General features: G+C 48.8%; 14 protein-coding genes. 9 read left to right on the forward strand and 5 right to left on the reverse strand.

What is annotated here, in order from left to right; genetic code table 11:
• Positions 1–127: 127 nt before the first annotated feature.
• From V8Z93_RS02420 to V8Z93_RS02455, 8 genes are all read left to right on the forward strand, one after another.
• Positions 128–1,774 (forward strand): sulfatase family protein, encoded by a 1,647-nt coding sequence (locus V8Z93_RS02420; protein WP_203051132.1) that lies wholly within the window; start codon positions 128–130, stop codon positions 1,772–1,774.
• Positions 1,775–1,828: 54 nt separating this feature from the next.
• Positions 1,829–3,361 carry an arylsulfatase gene (locus V8Z93_RS02425; RefSeq protein WP_439432290.1) on the forward strand — a complete coding sequence of 511 codons (1,533 nt, stop codon included), beginning with the start codon at positions 1,829–1,831 and terminating at the stop codon, positions 3,359–3,361.
• 14 nt (positions 3,362–3,375) lie between these two features.
• Positions 3,376–4,602 (forward strand): anaerobic sulfatase-maturation protein, encoded by a 1,227-nt coding sequence (locus V8Z93_RS02430; protein ID WP_439432811.1) that lies wholly within the window; start codon positions 3,376–3,378, stop codon positions 4,600–4,602.
• An 11-nt stretch (positions 4,603–4,613) separates the two neighbouring features.
• Positions 4,614–6,149, forward strand: a complete 1,536-nt coding sequence (locus V8Z93_RS02435; protein WP_439432291.1) for a sulfatase family protein — start codon at positions 4,614–4,616, stop codon at positions 6,147–6,149.
• A 155-nt stretch (positions 6,150–6,304) separates the two neighbouring features.
• Positions 6,305–7,273 carry an aldo/keto reductase gene (locus V8Z93_RS02440; RefSeq protein WP_439432292.1) on the forward strand — a complete coding sequence of 323 codons (969 nt, stop codon included), beginning with the start codon at positions 6,305–6,307 and terminating at the stop codon, positions 7,271–7,273.
• A gap of 73 nt (positions 7,274–7,346) precedes the next feature.
• On the forward strand, positions 7,347–8,612 hold the full coding sequence (locus V8Z93_RS02445) for a peptidase U32 family protein (RefSeq protein ID WP_217762882.1): 1,266 nt from the start codon (positions 7,347–7,349) through the stop codon (positions 8,610–8,612).
• Positions 8,612–9,043 (forward strand): SufE family protein, encoded by a 432-nt coding sequence (locus V8Z93_RS02450; protein ID WP_118312686.1) that lies wholly within the window; start codon positions 8,612–8,614, stop codon positions 9,041–9,043. Before V8Z93_RS02445 ends, V8Z93_RS02450 begins: the two co-directional genes overlap by 1 nt.
• 39 nt (positions 9,044–9,082) lie before the next feature.
• Positions 9,083–9,643, forward strand: a complete 561-nt coding sequence (locus V8Z93_RS02455) for an RNA methyltransferase (RefSeq protein WP_439432293.1) — start codon at positions 9,083–9,085, stop codon at positions 9,641–9,643.
• Positions 9,644–9,760: 117 nt separating this feature from the next.
• Here the strand turns inward: V8Z93_RS02455 and V8Z93_RS02460 are convergent, their stop codons facing one another.
• The 3 genes from V8Z93_RS02460 to V8Z93_RS02470 all read right to left on the reverse strand — a co-directional run bounded on the left by V8Z93_RS02460 (position 9,761) and on the right by V8Z93_RS02470 (position 14,473).
• The gene (locus V8Z93_RS02460) at positions 9,761–11,404 is read right to left on the reverse strand and encodes a hypothetical protein (protein WP_203051100.1); all 1,644 of its coding nucleotides are present in this window, start codon (positions 11,402–11,404) and stop codon (positions 9,761–9,763) included.
• Positions 11,405–11,613: 209 nt separating this feature from the next.
• Complete coding sequence (locus V8Z93_RS02465; RefSeq protein WP_218412453.1) at positions 11,614–12,711, reverse strand: helix-turn-helix domain-containing protein; 1,098 nt, start codon at positions 12,709–12,711, stop codon at positions 11,614–11,616.
• A 256-nt stretch (positions 12,712–12,967) separates the two neighbouring features.
• Entirely contained in the window at positions 12,968–14,473 is a 1,506-nt protein-coding gene (locus V8Z93_RS02470) for an acetyl-CoA hydrolase/transferase C-terminal domain-containing protein (RefSeq protein ID WP_439432294.1), read from the reverse strand.
• A gap of 548 nt (positions 14,474–15,021) precedes the next feature.
• Here V8Z93_RS02470 and cysS point away from each other — a divergent pair.
• Positions 15,022–16,512, forward strand: a complete 1,491-nt coding sequence (gene cysS / locus V8Z93_RS02475; protein ID WP_254952459.1) for a cysteine--tRNA ligase — start codon at positions 15,022–15,024, stop codon at positions 16,510–16,512.
• A gap of 57 nt (positions 16,513–16,569) precedes the next feature.
• Here cysS and V8Z93_RS02480 read toward each other — a convergent pair whose 3' ends face one another.
• Both V8Z93_RS02480 and V8Z93_RS02485 read right to left on the reverse strand, forming a co-directional pair.
• Complete coding sequence (locus V8Z93_RS02480) at positions 16,570–18,429, reverse strand: calcineurin-like phosphoesterase C-terminal domain-containing protein (protein ID WP_439432295.1); 1,860 nt, start codon at positions 18,427–18,429, stop codon at positions 16,570–16,572.
• Positions 18,430–18,444: 15 nt separating this feature from the next.
• The gene (locus V8Z93_RS02485; RefSeq protein WP_439432296.1) at positions 18,445–19,257 is read right to left on the reverse strand and encodes a DUF3108 domain-containing protein; all 813 of its coding nucleotides are present in this window, start codon (positions 19,255–19,257) and stop codon (positions 18,445–18,447) included.
• Position 19,258: the final 1 nt, after the last annotated feature.

Here is a 19,258-nt window from a genome sequence, read left to right on the forward strand (position 1 = left end):
GTATTATAATGCATATGTTTTTTATACAAAAAATGTCCTTTAATTAATTCATATAAAGAACTATTCATTCAACAAGAAAATTATGATGAACAGTAAAACCAATCAATTCAACCGTTCCCTACTGGCCATGGCTGCCCTACAGGCAATGCCGCTGTCGATCTTCGCTCAGAATGCAGGAGACCGACCTAACATCTTGTACATCATGTGCGATGACCACGCCATACAGGCCATCAGCGCATACGGTAGCCCAATCTCCAAATTGGCTCCAACTCCAAACATCGACCGCCTAGCTGAAAGAGGAATGAAGTTTAACCAGGCTTTCGTAGAGAACTCACTCTCTACTCCTAGCCGTGCCTGCCTGATGACAGGTCTCTATAGCCACCAGAACGGACAGCGCCAGCTGGCTGAGGGTATTGACTCTACCAAGACCTTCTTCTCAGAACTGCTGCAGGGTGCCGGATATTCTACTGCCGTGGTAGGTAAGTGGCACATGTCGTGCAGTCCTAAGGGCTTTGATTACTACCGCGTATTGGATGACCAGGGTCAGTATTACAACCCAACCTTTGCCTCTACCGGCCAGTATGGCAACTTCAAGCAGGAGATGGGTTACGCCACCGACCTCATCACCGACCATGCCATCGAGTACCTGAACAACCGCGACAAGAACAAGCCATTCTGTCTACTGGTTCACCACAAGGCACCTCATCGCCTCTGGATGCCTAACACCAAGTATGTAGGCAAGTATGGCAACGTGAACTTCCCATTGCCGGAAACCTTCTGGGATGATTACGAGACCCGTGGTTCCGCAGCATCTACCCAGAAGATGTCTATCGACAAATACATGGAGATGGTACGCGACCTGAAGGTTCCTGAGATGTACGACCCTTCTACTCCAGAAGGCAGAGACTCTTATAACGGCTTGATGGGCGAAATGAACCGCATGACTCCACAGCAGCGTGCAGCCATCGACGCTTACTACATGCCTAGAAACCGTGAGTTCCTGAGCAAGAACCTGACAGGCAAGGCGTTGGTAGAATGGAAATACCAGAACTACATCCGCGACTACATGGCTGTTATCGCATCGGTAGATGAGAGCGTGGGCAGACTGCTGGATTACCTCGACAAGAACAATCTCTCAGACAACACCATCATCGTCTATACATCCGACCAGGGATTCTACATGGGCGAGCACGGATGGTTCGACAAGCGATTCATGTACGAGGAGTCATTTCACACTCCACTCATCATCAGCTATCCTAAGCACATCCAGCCAAAGAGCGAATGCAACCAGATGGTTCAGAACATCGACTTCGCACCTACCTTCCTCGACCTGGCAGGTTTGCAGAAGCCTAAGTACATGCCTGGAACATCGCTCCAGCCGCTGTTTGCCGGTCAGCCAGTGAAGAAGTGGCGCAAGAGCCTGTACTATCACTACTACGACTACCCAACCTATCACCTGGTACGCAAACACGACGGTGTGCGCACCGAGCGCTACAAGCTGATTCATTTCTACGGCAAGGGTGGTGAGAGAGCCGTGGTAGAGAACAAGTACCAGGCACAGCCAGGCACAAGAGAGAACAACTGCTTCAAAGCCCTGAAGTCTATCAACTACTTCACCAATGATGCAGACATCGACTACTGGGAGTTGTACGACATCCAGACTGACCCTAACGAGTTGAACAACATCTACGGCAAGCCAGGCACCCAGAAGATAGAAAAAGAATTGAAGAAGCTTCTCGCCAAATACCGCAAGGACTTGAAGGTAGATGAGTAATTAGCTTCAACAAGTGGCTAAAGAACGGGCAAAAAGCCCCAAAACAGATTTTTTATGAAGACAAACAAAACAATATGGCTCACAGGGGTAGGCATCATTTGCCTGCCTACCCTTGTGTGGGCTAAGCAGAACGTGCAGCAGCCCAATATCCTCTTCATCCTCTGCGATGATATGGGATATGGTGATTTGGCTTGCTATGGTCAGCCATACATCCATACACCCAACATCGACCAGATGGCTAGAGAGGGAATGCGATTCACCCAAGCATACGCCGGTTCGCCGGTTTCAGCCCCTTCGCGTGCTACCATCATGACCGGTCAGCATTCCGGCCACACCCACGTAAGAGGCAACAAGGAATACTGGAGAAACGTGCCGATGGTAAAGTATGGAGTAAACGAGGACTTTTCTGTGGTGGGTCAGGAACCTTACGACCCGCAGCATAAGATTCTTCCGGAAATGCTCAAGGACAAGGGCTACCGCACCGGTGTCTTCGGAAAATGGGCAGGCGGATACGAAGGTTCTGCCTCTACTCCCGACAAGCGTGGCATAGATGAATTCTACGGCTACATCTGCCAGTTCCAGGCACATCTTTATTATCCCAACTTCCTGAACCGTTACAGCAAGTCACAGGGAGATACGGCTGTGGTAAGAGAAATCATGGAGCAGAATATCCAGTACCCGATGTTCGGCAAGGACTACTTCAAGCGCAAGCAGTATTCTGCCCGCATCATCCACGACAAGGCTTTGGAGTGGATTGACAAGCAGGATAGCCAGCATCCTTTCGTGGGATTCCTCACCTATACCCTGCCTCATGCCGAACTGGCTCAGCCAGAGGATTCTATCCTGGAGAACTATCAGAAGAAATTCTTCGAGGACAAGACATGGGGCGGACAGGAAGGTTCCCGATACAACGCCGTGGTTCATACCCACGCTCAGTTTGCCGGAATGATTACCCGACTCGACCAGTATGTGGGCGAAGTATTCGCCAAACTGAAGGAGAAGGGCCTCGACAAGAATACCGTGGTCATCTTTACCTCGGACAACGGTCCTCACGAGGAAGGCGGTGCCGACCCGAAGTTCTTCGGTCGCGACGGCAAGCTGAAGGGCTTGAAGCGCCAGTGTTACGAGGGCGGCATCCGCATCCCATTCATTGCCTGGTGGCCAGAGCATATCAAGGCAGGCAGCGTAAACGATACCCAGTTTGCCTTCTACGACCTGATGCCAACCTTCTGCGACCTTGCCGGAATCAAGAACTTCGCCAAGCGCTACACCAACAGGAAGTTGGCTGGCGACGGCTTCGACGGTATTTCCATCGCTCCTACCCTTCTGGGCAAGGATGCCGAGCAGAAGCACCACGAATACCTCTATTGGGAATTTCATGAGACCGACCAGATTGGCGTGAGAAAGGGCGACTGGAAGATGGTAGTAGTAAAAGGCAAGCCTCACCTCTACAACCTGGCTTCGGATATTCACGAAGACCACGATGTGGCGGCAGAACATCCTGAAATCGTGAAAGATCTGCTGGCTGCCATCCAGAAGGAGCACAGTGACAGCAAGGACTTCAAGATAACGCTGCCTGAGTTTTAAAAAGAAAAAATATGATGAACGACAACATAGCAACCCCATTTGCCAAGCCACTGTATGTGATGCTGAAGCCGGCAGGCGCCCATTGCAACCTGGCTTGCAAATACTGTTATTATCTGGAAAAGAACAATCTTTACCAGAACTCCCACCGCCATCTGATGAGCGATGAGATGCTGGAGCAATTCACCCGAGAGTACATCGAGGCACAAACCATGCCGCAGGTGCTTTTCACCTGGCACGGAGGTGAGCCGCTGATGCGCTCCATCGACTTCTACAAGAAGGCGCTGGCGCTTCAGAAGAAGTACGCCCACGGCAAACAGATAGATAACGTTATCCAGACCAACGGCACACTCCTCACCGACGAATGGTGCGAGTTCTTTGCACAGAACCATTGGCTGGTAGGCATTTCCATCGACGGTCCACAGGAGTATCACGACCACTATCGCGTAACTCCTGCCGGAAAGCCTTCCTGGGAAAAGGTGATGCAGGGCATCCAGCTCCTGAAGAAGCATCGGGTGGAATGGAACGCTATGGCGGTGGTCAATGCCTACAACGCTGAACATCCGCTGGAGTTCTATCATTTCTTCAGAGACAACGGTTGCCAGTACTTGCAGTTTACCCCTATCGTGGAGCGACTGACGGAACATGAAGACGGTCGCACCCTGGCGAGTCTTGCCGACGACAGGGAGATTCCGCTTGCAGATGCTTCCGTTACCCCGCAACAGTGGGGCAACTTCCTCTGCACCATCTTCGACGACTGGGTGCGCCACGATGTGGGTAAGACCTTTGTGGAAATCTTCGACTGCACACTTGCCAACTGGATGGGGGTGCTGCCAGGCATCTGCGCCTACTCCAAGGAGTGCGGTCATGCAGGCGTGATGGAACACAATGGCGATGTATATTCCTGCGACCACTTTGTATTTCCTGAATACAAGCTGGGAAACATCAGGGAGCAGTCGCTCATCGACATGCTTTATGGCGAAAAGCAGCAGGCTTTCAGCCGGTTGAAGCACACTTCGCTGCCCCGCCAGTGCAAGGAGTGCGACATGGAGTTCGCCTGCCATGGCGAATGCCCCAAGAACCGGTTCGAGAAAGATAAGTATGGAGAGCCGGGCCTGAACTATCTCTGCCAGGGATACTATCAGTACTATACGCATGTGGCTCCCTACATGGACTTCATGAAACGGGAGCTCCTCGCCCAGCGTCCGCCTGCCAACATTATGAATGTTTTAAAAAATAACTAACGATTATCGTAATGAACAAAACTTATATGACTATCGCCCTGATGTCGCCCCTAGTTTGCACGGCAGCCATGGGCGCCAAGAAGGCGAAAGCCAACAATCAGCAGAAACCTAACGTCATCATCATCCTCGCCGATGACCTCGGCTACGGCGACCTGGGATGTTATGGTGCCAAGAACGTAGAGACACCTAACGTAGATAAACTTGCCAAGCAGGGTATTCGCTTCACCGATGCCCACGCCATCGCTTCCACCAGTACCCCATCCCGCTATTCGCTGCTCACGGGTGAGTATGCATGGCGCAAGCCGGGCACCGATGTGGCTCCGGGCGATGCAGGCATGATTATCCAGCCTACCCAGTTTACCATGGCAGATATGTTCAAGAGCGTAGGCTATTCTACCTGTGCCATCGGTAAGTGGCACTTGGGCTTGGGTGCAGAAACAGGCAAGCAAGACTGGAATGCCCCATTGCCGGCAGCCCTTGCCGACATCGGTTTCGACCATCATTACATCATGGCAGCCACAGCCGACCGTGTGCCTTGTGTATTCATAGAAGACGGCAAGGTGGCTAACTACGACCCATCGGCTCCTATCGAGGTAAGCTATTTCAAGAACTTCCCTGGCGAGCCTACCGGCAAGAACAACCCAGAGTTGCTCTACAACATGAAGTCAAGTCATGGTCACAACATGTCTATCGTAAACGGCATTGGCAGAATCGGTTATATGAAGGGTGGCGGCAAGGCATTATGGAAAGACGAGAACATCGCCGATTCCATCACCAACCACGCCATCAACTTCATCAAGAAGAACAGCAACAATCCTTTCTTCCTCTATTTTGCCACCAACGATGTACACGTGCCTCGTTTCCCACACCAGCGTTTCCGTGGAAAGAGCAGCATGGGTATGCGTGGAGACGCCATCGTGCAGTTCGACTGGTCGGTGGGCAAGATTATGGAGACCCTGGATAAGTTGGGCATTGCCGACAACACCATTATTCTGCTTACCAGCGACAATGGTCCTGTAGTAGATGACGGTTATCAGGATCAGGCAGAGGAACTCCTGAATGGCCACAAGCCAGCGGGTCCTTGGCGCGGCAACAAATACAGTGCCTTCGAGGGTGGAACAGCCATCCCGGTCATCGTGCGCTGGCCAAAGAATGTGAAGGCAGGTCAGACTTCAGATGTTCTGATGTCACAGATTGACTTCATGGCTTCATTCGGCAATCTGATTGGTGCCACCTTCCCTAAGGGCAGTGCCCCCGACAGCAAGAACCATCTTGGCAATCTGCTCGGCATCGACACCACCCATCGTCCATGGGTAGCCGAAATGTCGAACAACCACGTACTTTCCATCCGTACCAAGGAGTGGAAATACATCGAGCCGAACGATGGTTCGAAGATGATAAAGTGGGGTCCGAAGATTGAGACCGGCAACGATCCTAATCCTCAGCTCTACCGCATCTCCGACAATCTCTATGAGCAGGACAACGTAGCAGAATCCAACCCAAAGGTGGTTTACGAATTACAGAACATCCTGAGAAAAGTAAGATAAAGAAGATAGATATAAACCGTCATTTGATATAAATGGCGGTTTACATTTGTGCAGCTTTTACAGATTTTTAAGAGCAACTTTCCACCCATTTCTAAAAAAAAGCAATACCTTTGCTGCAGAATAAGATATTCATACATAAATAAATAGGAATAAAGATGGACTTAAAAGGAATCTACACAGCCGATGCCAATCGCTATGGCGATGCAGAGGCGCTTTACAAGAGATGCGGCAAGAGCGGAGTCTTGCTGCCTAAGATTAGTCTGGGATTCTGGCACAACTTCGGAGGAGTGGATCCTTACGAGCGAAGCCGTGCCATCACCCACTATGCCTTCGACCACGGAATCACTCACTTCGACCTTGCCAACAACTATGGCCCTCCATACGGAAGTGCCGAGGAAACCATGGGCAGACTGATGAAGGATGATTTCCTGCCTTATCGCGACGAACTCTTCATCTCTACCAAGGCAGGATACGATATGTGGGAAGGTCCTTACGGCAACTGGGGCTCTCGCAAGTATCTGATGGCGAGCCTCGACCAGAGCCTCAAGCGCATGAATCTGGACTATGTGGACCTCTTCTACAGCCATCGCTACGACCCGAATACCCCACTCGAGGAAACCCTCCAGGCAATGGTAGACATCGTGAAGCAGGGCAAGGCACTCTATCTCGGCATCAGCCGATGGCCATTGGAGGCACTGAAGTTCGCCGATCAATATCTGAAGGAGCGCGACTGTCCGCTGCTCATCTTCCAGGACAGACTCAACATGCTCGACCGTGCGCCACAAGAAAACGGAACCCTCGACTACTGCCACGAAAACGGCATCGGATTCATCTCCTTCTCGCCTTTGGCACAAGGTCTCCTCACCGACCGCTATCTCAACGGCATCCCAGCCGATAGCCGCATGGCAAAGGAGCACTTCCTGAAGCACAGCGCCCTGACTCCAGAACTCCTGGAGCAGTTGAAGCAATGGAATGCAGAAGCCGGCGAACGAGGAGAAACCCTCGCCGAGATGGCACTGGCGTGGATTCTGCACCAGAAAGGCGTAACCAGCGTACTGGTAGGTGCCAGCTCTACTGCCCAGCTGGAAAAGAACATGAAATGCGTTCATGCCAAGGCATTCTAAAAATAATGATTGCATCATGGTGTTTTCTCGCTGAAAATGTGTACCTTTGCACCCAAAATAGAAATTTGCATTCATGAATACAAAGATAAACGAATTTGAGGTGATGGCACCTGTGGGCTCGCGCGAGTCTTTGGCTGCCGCTATCCAGGCTGGTGCCGACTCCGTATATTTCGGAATCGGCAAGTTGAACATGCGTTCACATTCTGCCAATCATTTTACTATCGACGACCTGCGTGAGATTGCTGCCACCTGCAACGAACATGGCATCAAGACTTACCTCACCGTCAACACAGTGATTTACGACAACGACATCCCTACGATGAAGGAAATCATTGATGCTGCCAAGGAGGCGGGCATCTCTGCCGTCATCGCCAGCGATGTGGCTGTGATGAGCTATTGCAATGAAGTAGGAGAGGAAGTGCATCTTTCCACACAGTTAAATATCTCAAACACAGAGGCTTTGAAGTTTTATGCACGCTTTGCGGATGTTTCCGTTCTGGCACGTGAATTAAACATGGACCAGGTGAAGCACATCCACGAACAGATAGAGAAGCAGAACATCTGCGGCCCTATGGGCAAGCAGATTCGCATCGAGATGTTCTGCCATGGCGCCCTGTGCATGGCGGTATCGGGCAAGTGCTACATGAGCCTCGCCAATGCCAACCGCTCTGCCAACCGTGGCGAGTGCGTTCAGATTTGCCGCCGCAGCTATACCGTTACGGATAACGAAACCGGCAACCAGCTGGAAATAGACAACAAGTATGTAATGAGTCCGAAGGACTTGAAGACCATCCGCTTCATCGACCGCATGATGGATGCCGGCGTTCGCGTCTTCAAGATTGAGGGTCGTGCCCGTGGACCAGAATACGTATATACCGTAGTGAAGTGCTACAAGGAGGCGATAGCCGCCGTGCTGGATGGTACCTTTACCGAAGAGAAAAAGGATGAGTGGGATGAAAAACTTGCCACCGTATTCAACCGTGGTTTCTGGGATGGTTACTACCAGGGGCAGACCCTCGGCGAGTGGAACAAGCACTATGGTTCTGTGGCTACCGAGAAGAAGGTGCTCGTGGGCAAGGTGATGAAATACTTCTCCAAGCTGGGCGTGGCAGAGGTTGCCGTAGAGGCTTCTACCTTTGATAAGGGCGAGAAACTTCTGATTACGGGTAACACCACCGGCGTAATGTATCTCAATGCCGATGAAATCCGCTACGACCTGAAGCCTGTAGAAACAGCGCAGCAGGGCTGGAGAGTTTCTATCCCTGTGCCGGATAAGGTGCGCCCTAACGATAAGCTCTATAAGTTGATTACAGTAAACGAAATTAAAGAAATAAAATAATGGCAACAATTAATGAATTGCAGGATGAAGTGGTAGAGGAGTTCCAGGACTTCTCCGACTGGATGGATAAGTATCAGATGCTCATCGACTTGGGCAACGAGTTGGCTCCTCTCGACGAGAAATACAAGAACGAGCAGAACCTCATCGACGGCTGCCAGAGCCGCGTATGGTTGCAGTGCGACTACGAGGATGGCAAGCTCGTGTTTACAGCCGATAGCGATGCCCTCATCGTAAAGGGAATCATCGCCCTCCTGATTCGTGTGTTGAGCGGTCATACTCCAACTGAGATTATGGATGCCGACCTCTATTTCGTAGAGAAGATTGGCTTGAAAGATCACCTGAGTCCTACCCGCAGCAACGGTCTTCTGGCGATGATCAAGCAGATTCGCATGTACGCCCTGGCTTACAAGACCAAGGAGGCAGAGGCTTAACCGCCTCTGGTCACATGATATATAATAAGGTATATTATAATGCGTAAATTAAGAACGATAGAGATGAACCGCCTCACCCTGGAGGAATTCAAGGAAGCCGAGAAGCTGCCCCTGATAGTAGTCCTGGATGATGTGCGTTCATTATATAATGTAGGAAGTGTGTTCCGTTCCTGCGATGCCTTCCGTGTAGAGGCGGTGTATCTTTGCGGTATCACCGCCACTCCTCCCAATGCCGAAATCCACAAGACGGCATTGGGTGGCGAAGACAGCGTAGATTGGGAGTACTTCAAGACCACCGAAGAGGCGGTAGAGAAGCTGAAGCAGAAGGGCTACTTTGTATATAGCATCGAGCAGGTAGAAGGTTCCACCAAACTTCAGAACCTGCCGGAGGCGCATGCCAAGCTTTTCTCTCAAGACACTTCTACACCAAATGGTTATGCTGTTATCTTCGGCAACGAGGTGAAGGGCGTAAAGCAGAACATTGTGGATATGAGTGATGGTTGCTTGGAAATCCCACAGTTTGGTACCAAGCATTCCCTGAATGTCAGCGTAACAGCCGGCATTGTGGTTTGGGAGTTTGCCAAACTGCTGAAGTTGTAGCACCTGTTCATAACGAACTTTGTTGGTTAAACGTTAATCCCCAACCTACTTTTCTCAAGCAGGCTGGGGATTTTTGTATATCAATAAACCTTAAAGTTATATGATGATTAAATTTTCTCAATATTTTACGCGGATTGGTCCGGCAACAGAGTTGAATAAAAGGTCGCCATTAGCAAGATACTGAATGATGGCGTAGGCACCATTGGCCCGATTGCTCTTGCCCAAGATGGTGCGATGACGTGTGGCACCACTCTTCCAGTCAAGTCCTGTAACTTCCCAGCCCGAAGCATCGTTCCAGCCACATACAAATACCATCTCCGACTTGGTACTTACGGCAGGAATCATACTTACAGAACTTACATCGCTGCGCGCCCACTTACTCTCCCACTTGTTCTCCTTTGTATTCCAACGTACACACTCGGTACCTTGAGGGCCTTTAACAATAGGACCAATAGCAATTACACCAATAATCTTGTCGTTTATTTCCTGATCAGTAACATTGATGTTGTTTACAACAAAGGCATCATAGCCACCTACTACAACTGACTGCTCAGACTGTATCCACTCTGTTGATGCAGGCAGACCGCACGTAACCTCATGCACTCCGGCTATACGCTTGTCGTACCCTGCCACTTGCTGTGCGCCTGAAGGGATTTCGTCACGCCAGAAAGCCACCAGTTTCATACGCTTAGAGCCATCGGTAATAACTACCAACTTGTCCTCGTCTTGACCAAAGCCCATAAGTGTAGGCGTTGAACCTGTGCCATATCCGAGTTTGATACATGGAGCCTTCGGGCCACCATCGTAATAGGCTTGCCATGCACCATCAGCCGGAGATGTAGAGAATTTGCCGTCCTTGCAGATAAGTTTCTGCATAAGGCCTTTTCCGCCAGGTGTGCGACTGTTACTTGCTACATAAAGACCGCCATTTTCGTCGATACAGATAGAATTGGTGAGAATCTGGTCTGATGGAAGAGCGTATGAATCCTCGATGGTAGTAAGAGCACGATTCAGCACAAGAATTCCGTTCTGTGCAGCCACGACAAGGTGGCCGTCATAGGTCATAGTAGCACCTACGAGAGTAAAAGAGTTGAAGGTAAAGTCGGTAAGTCTAATTTGATGATCCAGCACGATACCTTCCTTGGGATTATTAGGATTGGCAAGGCGATAACGTACCATTACCTGACCTGCATTGGTGTAAGCATAGTTATCCTTGTCGCACAAGACATAATTACCGTTAGCCATAGACATTTGTGGCGCTGGGCCCAATATATCGGTAATCGTCTTAGAAAGTTCGTCGTAAGTAGCATAGTCAGCAGTCATATTTGTAAGCTGCTCCTGAGTCTTCATTGTAATCCCTGGCAAGCCAGCCTCTGCAACCCTTTCAAGCTTGCCGTCGCTGATATCAAGATACGACACGCGATCGCTACTCATGCCCCACATATACTTGGGCGAAGTAGAAGCAAGTGTCATCAAATTCACGGGACCGCTCCATGTCATCTGACACTTGGAAAGATCGATATTGAAAGTTCCATCCTTGACTTCATACGAGAAGGCATCCGTCTGAGCCGAATTGAAGTGCGTAATACTATACTCTTCCTGTGCAAGCCAAGGGTTAGGCTTAGGTTTTGAAACTTGTGCCAAAGGCACTTCTATTGTGCTATCGCCACCGCCACCGGCAGGAGTAGAATCTTCAGAACACGAAGTCAAAGACATAGCACCCATGGCACACGCCATTAAATAAAGATAAGATTTTTTCATTGTGAATTGTTTTTGAAAGTTTATGTTTGAAATTCCTTATGCAAAGATATAAAAATATCAACCATCAAAACCTCAAAAGACATCACTTATGTGTCACTCTTGTAGAAAAGAGACGTAACTATAAGAAAGGTTACACATAGCCCATTATGTAACCTTTGTACAAAAGTTACATCTTACCCTCAGTAGCAAACATACACATAACCAACACATTATCGTTGGCGACGCCACTCGGCAGGAGTCAAACCTGTCCTTTCCTTGAACAGACGCTGAAAATACACACGCGATGAGAAACCGCACTCCATAGAAACAACCTCGTTACTATATTCGGGGTGTGCTACAATGAGTGCCTTTGCCTCCTCCACACGAATACCCGAAAGCCATGTACGGAAACTCTTACCATATATGGAAGTTAGATACGAGACTACATCGGCACGATTAACCTTTATGCGACGAGCAAACGAGGATAACGTCAAGTCGCTATCCCTAAAACCACCCTCGCTTCGCCATTTGCTTACTGCCATATCTATTTCGGCAACACGCTCAGGCACTATCTCACTAAAGACTTTAGCAGCAGCCATCTCCTCGTTAGTCTCGGCAACAATCTCTGTTACCCCCTCGGACATACTGAATCCAAGTGCCGTAAAACTAACAATAAACAGCGAAAGCGAAATCAGTCCCAAAGGTCCAAAGACAAAGAGTAACGGCCGCGACAATATATATAGAGGCGAAATTATAGCAAAAGCACACACCATAAAAAGCCCAATGCGCATAGTGCTCAAGTAAGCATCTACAGGATTACCAAGTTCACTATCGAGCCGATGTTGAACATAACCAAGAACCTTAAACGATGCCCATATATAATAAAACAAAGTAAAGAAAAAAATAGCATCAGCAACATAAAGCATAGTACCAATATGCAGACTGCCATTTGAGATAACACCCGCTACTATGCACAACACCATAAGAGCATACCCTGCAACACCATAGCGCATAAAACTCCAACGTCCATGCCCAGCGCGCAGAATATTGAGCTGCGACCACGACAACAATATAGCCGAAGGCGAATAAAACAGCAGATTGAACAGAACGCCCACATCGTCTCCCCGTTGTCGCCAACCAAACCGCATCTGACACACGTAGTGTACGACAAACAATAGTAATGCCACAATAATCATCCAACGCGACTGCTCAAACTGCATGTTACGGCAAGTTATATAGCAGCGCGAAACAAACACAAAAAACATAAGCATGCCCATCACAATCATGCAGGTATATTGAAGAGCTATAAGATCTAAACAAGTATCCATGATTATATATATATATATTTAATTCCGCACTTGTACTTTGCCATATTGTTTCCTCTCCTAGTAGTAATTGATGTTATTACGATAGATAATTGTTTCTAAGCCTAGAAGAAAACTTCGTTCATAAGCTTTGAACCTATGTTCAAAGGCTTTGAATATAAGTTCAAAGGCTCTGAACTTAAGTTCAAAGCTTATGAACATAACTTTCAACACGGCAAAAATACTATTTTACTTGGATATAAGCAAATTTTTAAAGCCTTTATTTCAGATATTCTCCGAAATCAGTCAATCTCATATCACCCTTCTTCAGGAAGGTATCGTGCATGGCGAGGGCGGCACGCATGCTCTGTGGCTCGTGTCCCTTCTCGGCAAACTTCAGATACTCACGGAGCATAGGGCGATAATCCGGATGCGCACAGTTTTCGATAATCTCCTTGGCACGGCGCAAAGGACCCTTGCCACGAAGATCGGCTACTCCCTGTTCGGTAACGATAACATCCACATCGTGCTCGGTGCTGTCCACGTGACTGCACATCGGAACGATGGCAGAGATGCAACCGTTCTTGGTGGTACTCTGCGTGGTGAAGATAGAGATGTAGCCATTGCGCTCGTAATCGCACGAACCGCCGATACCATTCATCAGCTTGCTGCCGCAGATGTGGCTGGAGTTCTCATTGCCATAGATATCGCACTCGATGGCGGTGTTCATGGCGATGACACCTAGTCGGCGAATCACCTCTGGAGAGTTCGAAATCTCGCTCTGGCGGATGGTGAGATGCTTCTTGAAGTAATCAATATCATCATACACCTCTTTCAATGTATCGTTGGTTACGGTGAGCGAAGAGCAGGATGCATCCTTGATTCTTCCCTCGCGCATGTATTTCACCACGGCATCCTGAACCACCTCGGTATAGACGCTGAACACAGGCACGTTAGGATTCTGTCCCAAAGCTTCAAGAACGGCATTGGAAGTTACGCCCACTCCGCTCTGCAAAGGCAGGAACTGAGGGGGAATATGCCCCTTCTTCAGGTCGCTGACCAGGAAATCGGCCACATTATGTCCCATCTGTTCGGTCACAGGGTCGAGAGGCTTGAAGGCACGCGCCTCCTCCGGGATGTTGCATTCCACCACACCCACAATCTTATGTGCATCAATCTCCACATACTCCTTGCCTATTCTATCGCCCACATTCAAAATTGGAATAGGTGTGCGGAACGGGCATTCTGCTATCTCATAAACATCGTGCAGATAGCGGGAAGCAGGACTGTGGAAGGTATTTTTCTCGATGAGCACCTTCTTGGCAAGGCGGACGATGGTAGGAACGATGCCGCCGGCAGAGGTAAGGAATGCCTTGCAGGTGGTTTCGCCTTCCTCCAAATCAGATACTTCGATGATGGCAAGGTCTATTTCGCCATAGAAACCGCGGCGCAGGCGCTCAGCCATGTGGCCGAGATGCATATCCTCGTAGTCGATTTCACCGAGATTAGTATGGGTGCGGAAATCCTTGTTGGTAGAAAATGGCGCACGGAACTTGATGGCATGGGCTGCTGCCATGTCACCTTCGATACTCTGCGAGGTAGAAGCACCCGTGAGGATGCCTACCTGGAAAGGTCTGCCCGCCTCGTGCTCAGCCACGGCTCTCTTGGAGAGTTTGCGGAAGGTTGCCTTAGGCACGCCGTTTGGTGTGAAACCACTCAATCCGATTGTATCTTGATCGTTAATCATCGCTGCCGCTTCGGCAGCACTCAATCTTGTATATGCCATTTTCTAACTTACTTTTAATACTCATTAGCGGAACTGATAGCCGCATGCTAAATAATTGATAACTGTTTGCAGCTGCAAAGTTACACATTATTTTCGATATACGCTAATAATTTGATAATTTTATGCAAATACAAGGCAAAAAACTTACGAATAGTGAATAGATATACAGAAACTGCTTACTTTATGCAAAAAGATAGTCGAAAGTTTGTTACTCTCAACTATTCGCCGTATCTTTGTTGTTAGAAAGAGACGGCGCAAGCTTTCGAAAAAAGTTGTACTCTTGCAATACCTTTTTGGCTGTAAGTATGTTAAAATTACTACTTAGAGCCACTTTCTTACCCATTCGTTTGGCTTTAAGTGGTATTTTTTGTATATTTGCAGCCAAATATAGCAGCATCATGCAGAGAGAATTGACCATGGAAGATCTGTTCCATTGATATTTTCGAGGTATTTAATAACATTTTGCGAATGATTTGTCGGATATATCAGAAAAATGAGTTAACTTTGCACTCAAAATATAAATAATATAAAAATAAGGTTCATACAAAATGGAACAGAAATTATTGATCTATAACACTCTCACTCGTACGAAAGAGAGATTCACTCCGCTCCACGCTCCTAACGTGGGCATGTATGTTTGTGGCCCTACCGTGTATGGCGATCCGCATCTCGGTCATGCACGACCAGCCATCACATTCGATATACTCTTCCGCTATCTCAAGCATCTGGGCTATAAGGTTCGCTACGTTAGAAACATTACCGACGTGGGCCACCTGGAGCACGATGCTGATGAGGGCGACGACAAGATTGAGAAGAAGGCTCGCCTGGAGCAGTTGGAGCCAATGGAGATTGCGCAGTACTACACCAACCGCTACCACGATGCCATGGAGGCGCTGAACGTGCTCCCTCCTAGCATTGAGCCTCATGCCACAGGCCATATCATCGAACAGGAGAAACTGGTTCAGGAAATCCTAGACAATGGCTATGCCTACGAGAGCAATGGCTCTATCTACTTCGACATCGAGAAGTATAACAAGGATCATAAGTACGGTATTCTCTCCGGACGTAACCTGGAGAACGTGATCAACGAGAGCCGCGAACTGGCTGGTATCGGCGAAAAGAAGAACCAGGCTGACTTTGCTCTCTGGAAGAAGGCTTCACCTGAGCATATCATGCGCTGGCCTAGTCCTTGGAGCGATGGATTCCCAGGATGGCACTGCGAGTGTACTGCGATGGGCAGAAAGTACTTGGGTAGCCACTTTGATATTCACGGTGGTGGCATGGATTTGATTTTCCCTCACCATGAGTGCGAGATTGCGCAGGCTGTGGCTTCTCAGGGCGACCAGATGGTTCATTACTGGATGCACAACAATATGATTACCATCAACGGTCAGAAGATGGGTAAGAGTCTTGGCAACTTCATCACTTTGGAGCAGTTCTTTACTGGCAATCACGACAGTTTGGAGCAGGCTTATTCGCCAATGACCATCCGTTTCTTCATCCTCTCGGCTCACTACCGCAGCACAGTAGATTTCTCTAATGATGCCTTGAAGGCTAGCCAGAAGGGATTGGAGCGCCTGATGAACGGTTTGAACGACTTGGAGCGTGTGCCTGTGGCTAAGCAGAGCGATGAGCAGGTGAAGAAGTTTGTAAGCGAGTTGCGCCAGCGCTGCTACGATGCGATGAACGATGACTTCCAGACTCAGCTTGTCATCAGCTATCTCTTCGAGGCTTGCCACGTAATCAACACAGCCCTCGACCACAAGGCAAACATCTCTGCCGAAGACCTGAAGGAACTTTCAGATACCATGCAGCTCTTCACCTTCGACCTCCTCGGCTTGAAGAGCGAGAAGGGAGCCAACAATGATGCCCGCGAAGAGGCTTACGGCAAGGTAGTAGATATGGTTCTCGACCTCCGTGCCAAGGCAAAGGCTGCCAAGGACTGGGCTACCAGCGACCAGATTCGCGATGCCCTGGCTGAAGCCGGCTTCGAGGTAAAGGACACCAAGGATGGTGTAACATGGAAACTGAACAAGTAAAAAATGTATGATATAAAATGAGAAAAGGCTTGGAAGTTGCAATAACTCCCAAGCCTTTTATTTTTGTGCTGCTACAGAATCTTTCTTCTTTGCAGCAAGTGAATCTTTCTGTCTGCCAGATATAGAATCCCGCAACATCTTATCTTTCTTACTCTTATACTCCTTATACTCTTTTTCGTAATAGTGGGCATAGTTGGCGAAAGGCTCGGTTATCGCCTCGTCGCTCGATGCCGTATAGGTATTTCCGTATGGATCGGATGCTTTGATGATGATTCTGGCATTCGGATTCCTAGGAGTATAATAATAAAGGTGGTTCATGATGAGATAACCATTCCCCTTGCTCACGAACCGATAGGATACACTCTCGCTATACTTATGATGATAGCCGGCTGCAAAGGCATCCTGCCCTTTGCTGCTGATGCGGCGCATCAGATATTCCTTGCCATCCTCTACGGCTACCACACGCCAGTGGCTGGTGGCATTGAAGACATTGGCTACCAGGATATTTCTGTTGTTTGCCAACTGCCAGTCTTTGGCATATTTCTCGCCGTTGAAATCTGTCTGGGCACGGAAGATGGTCATCTGCTTGCTCTTATCCCAGAAGGTTCCCTTGTAATAGCAGTTGCTGATGCTGGTTCCCACAAAACTATAGACATAATATCCATTCGGGGTGCCGCAGATGTTGATGTTCGACTGCCAGATATTGCCACAGGCAGCAGCATGACAATGCTCCATCACATCCTCGCCCTGATAATTGATCTCGTGGTTGCAGGCAAAATGAGTATGGCCGCAGAAGAGTTCATATCCTCCCTTGAATGGCTTCAAAAGAGATAACAGCAGCGAGAGACGGGAAGAGGAATAATGCCCCTGCTCATTGGCATTGCTCAGCGGCTTCGCCTTGCTGAAAGGCGCATTGCCGAAGGTAAACGGGATATGATAGCAGAGTACAACCTTCATATCCTTTGGCGTGAGGGCCAAATCCTGCTTCAGCCATTTCACCTGGCGTTCACGCAGTTCGCCCGGCGAATAATAGGCCATTCCACGATGGAAAAAGCAGTTGTTGATACAGACGTAATGCACATCACCACGATTGAAGGAAAAATCGGTAGGACCGAAATTCTCTTCCCATTTGCGGCGGTAGAGTGCCTTGCCATCCTGGTCGTGATTGCCGATAACGGAGAAGAGGCGCATCTCAGAAGACCCCAATGCCTGGCGTATCTGACGCTCCAGCTTGGCGTTGTAGCCGCCATAATACTGCACATCATCACCCATGCTCAATCCATATACGGGAGTTCCGGCAGGAAGACTCTGGATGGTCTGTTTGATATCTGCCATGGTTTGGGTGGTGAATCTTTCTACATCGCTCTTCTTGATGGGATTATCATTCGGAGAAGTATAATAAGGGCTGTAGGCATTGGTAACCTGAGGATCGCCAATGACTATCATCTTATAACTCGTCTCCTTGCCGCCAGGCAATCTGCGCAGCGTAAAATTATAGATTTTCTTCTTCTTGGATACAGTCTGGTAGAAATAAGCCGTGTGGTCGGTTGCCGAATGGGTAGGTACCTCGCAATCGGCAGGCACGGAATAATAGATGAAGCGAGCCAAACTGTCTCGCTTCATCTTATATCGTCCGTGGGAATCGGTCTTTACGCAGTTGAATCCATCGCTCACGATGACTCCAGCCACTCCCCTTCCCTCGGTATCTTTCAAGGTACCTGATATTCTGAAATCAGGCTTTGCTACAGGCTTCTTCTTCAACGTATCAGCCACCTGCGGCTTCTGCCTGTTCACCAGCACGGGCACCTTGACAGGAAGCTTATCCGCATGTTTGAGAAGACGCAAGGTAACTCCTATTGCCACGAGAACGCAGCAAACGAAGACGATGATACCTGTATAAATCTGATTTCTTTTCATTTACCTTCGAGATTTTTACTTCACGATAGAACTGAACGGATTGCGGGTTCCCTTGGCACCCACCAGGAATGCCTTGGCACTACCGAACTTCAGGAACATGTCGAGACGTACTGGCACATGGTTCTCATCATCGGTGATGTAGAAATCAACTATCTTCTTCCATTTCTCGTCCTTCAGTTCCATATATTCCAGGCGCAGGCAGCGATACTTGATGCCATTATCCGCCTTCACGGTTACCTTGCCGCCAAACTTCAACTGCGCAGGAGTGCGTCCGTTACCATCACAGATAGGGAATCTTACGCTGTGTCCCTTCTTCCAGTTGGCTGGATCGAAGCTGCGGGCACGCAGGAAGATGTTCATCATGTCGAATACGCAGTCGTCGTAAGAAGCCTTCTTGTACTTATGCTCGCCGTGCTTGTTCTGATAATGCAAATTTACATTGCACTTGCCGCCCGCATAGTTGTAGAAAACCTCATCCACCGTATATCGCTTGCCTTCGCGGGCACCCTTGCGGAAATACATAGGAGCCATATCGGTGCCTGTATAGCAGAGCAGGGTATCGCGGAGAACGAAGAAATCGTCCACCTTCTTATTACCACGGGTTACAAGCGAACCGCGATAGGCTGGCTTGCCCTTGTGGGTGGTCTGTACCACCGACATGCTGGCTGTGCCCGCCTTTACCCATACAAACTTCCAGTTGTAATAGAGATTGTAAGTCAGGAATTCTCCCGACTTAAAAGCCGTATTACGGAAAGTACACTGGGCCGATACAGAGGTATTGACCAAAAGTAGCAACATGGCTACTATAACAGACTTTAGTAACTTCATA

The sequence above is a fragment of the Segatella copri genome (assembly GCF_051861805.1).
In the GTDB taxonomy this organism is placed as follows: domain Bacteria; phylum Bacteroidota; class Bacteroidia; order Bacteroidales; family Bacteroidaceae; genus Prevotella; species Prevotella copri_M.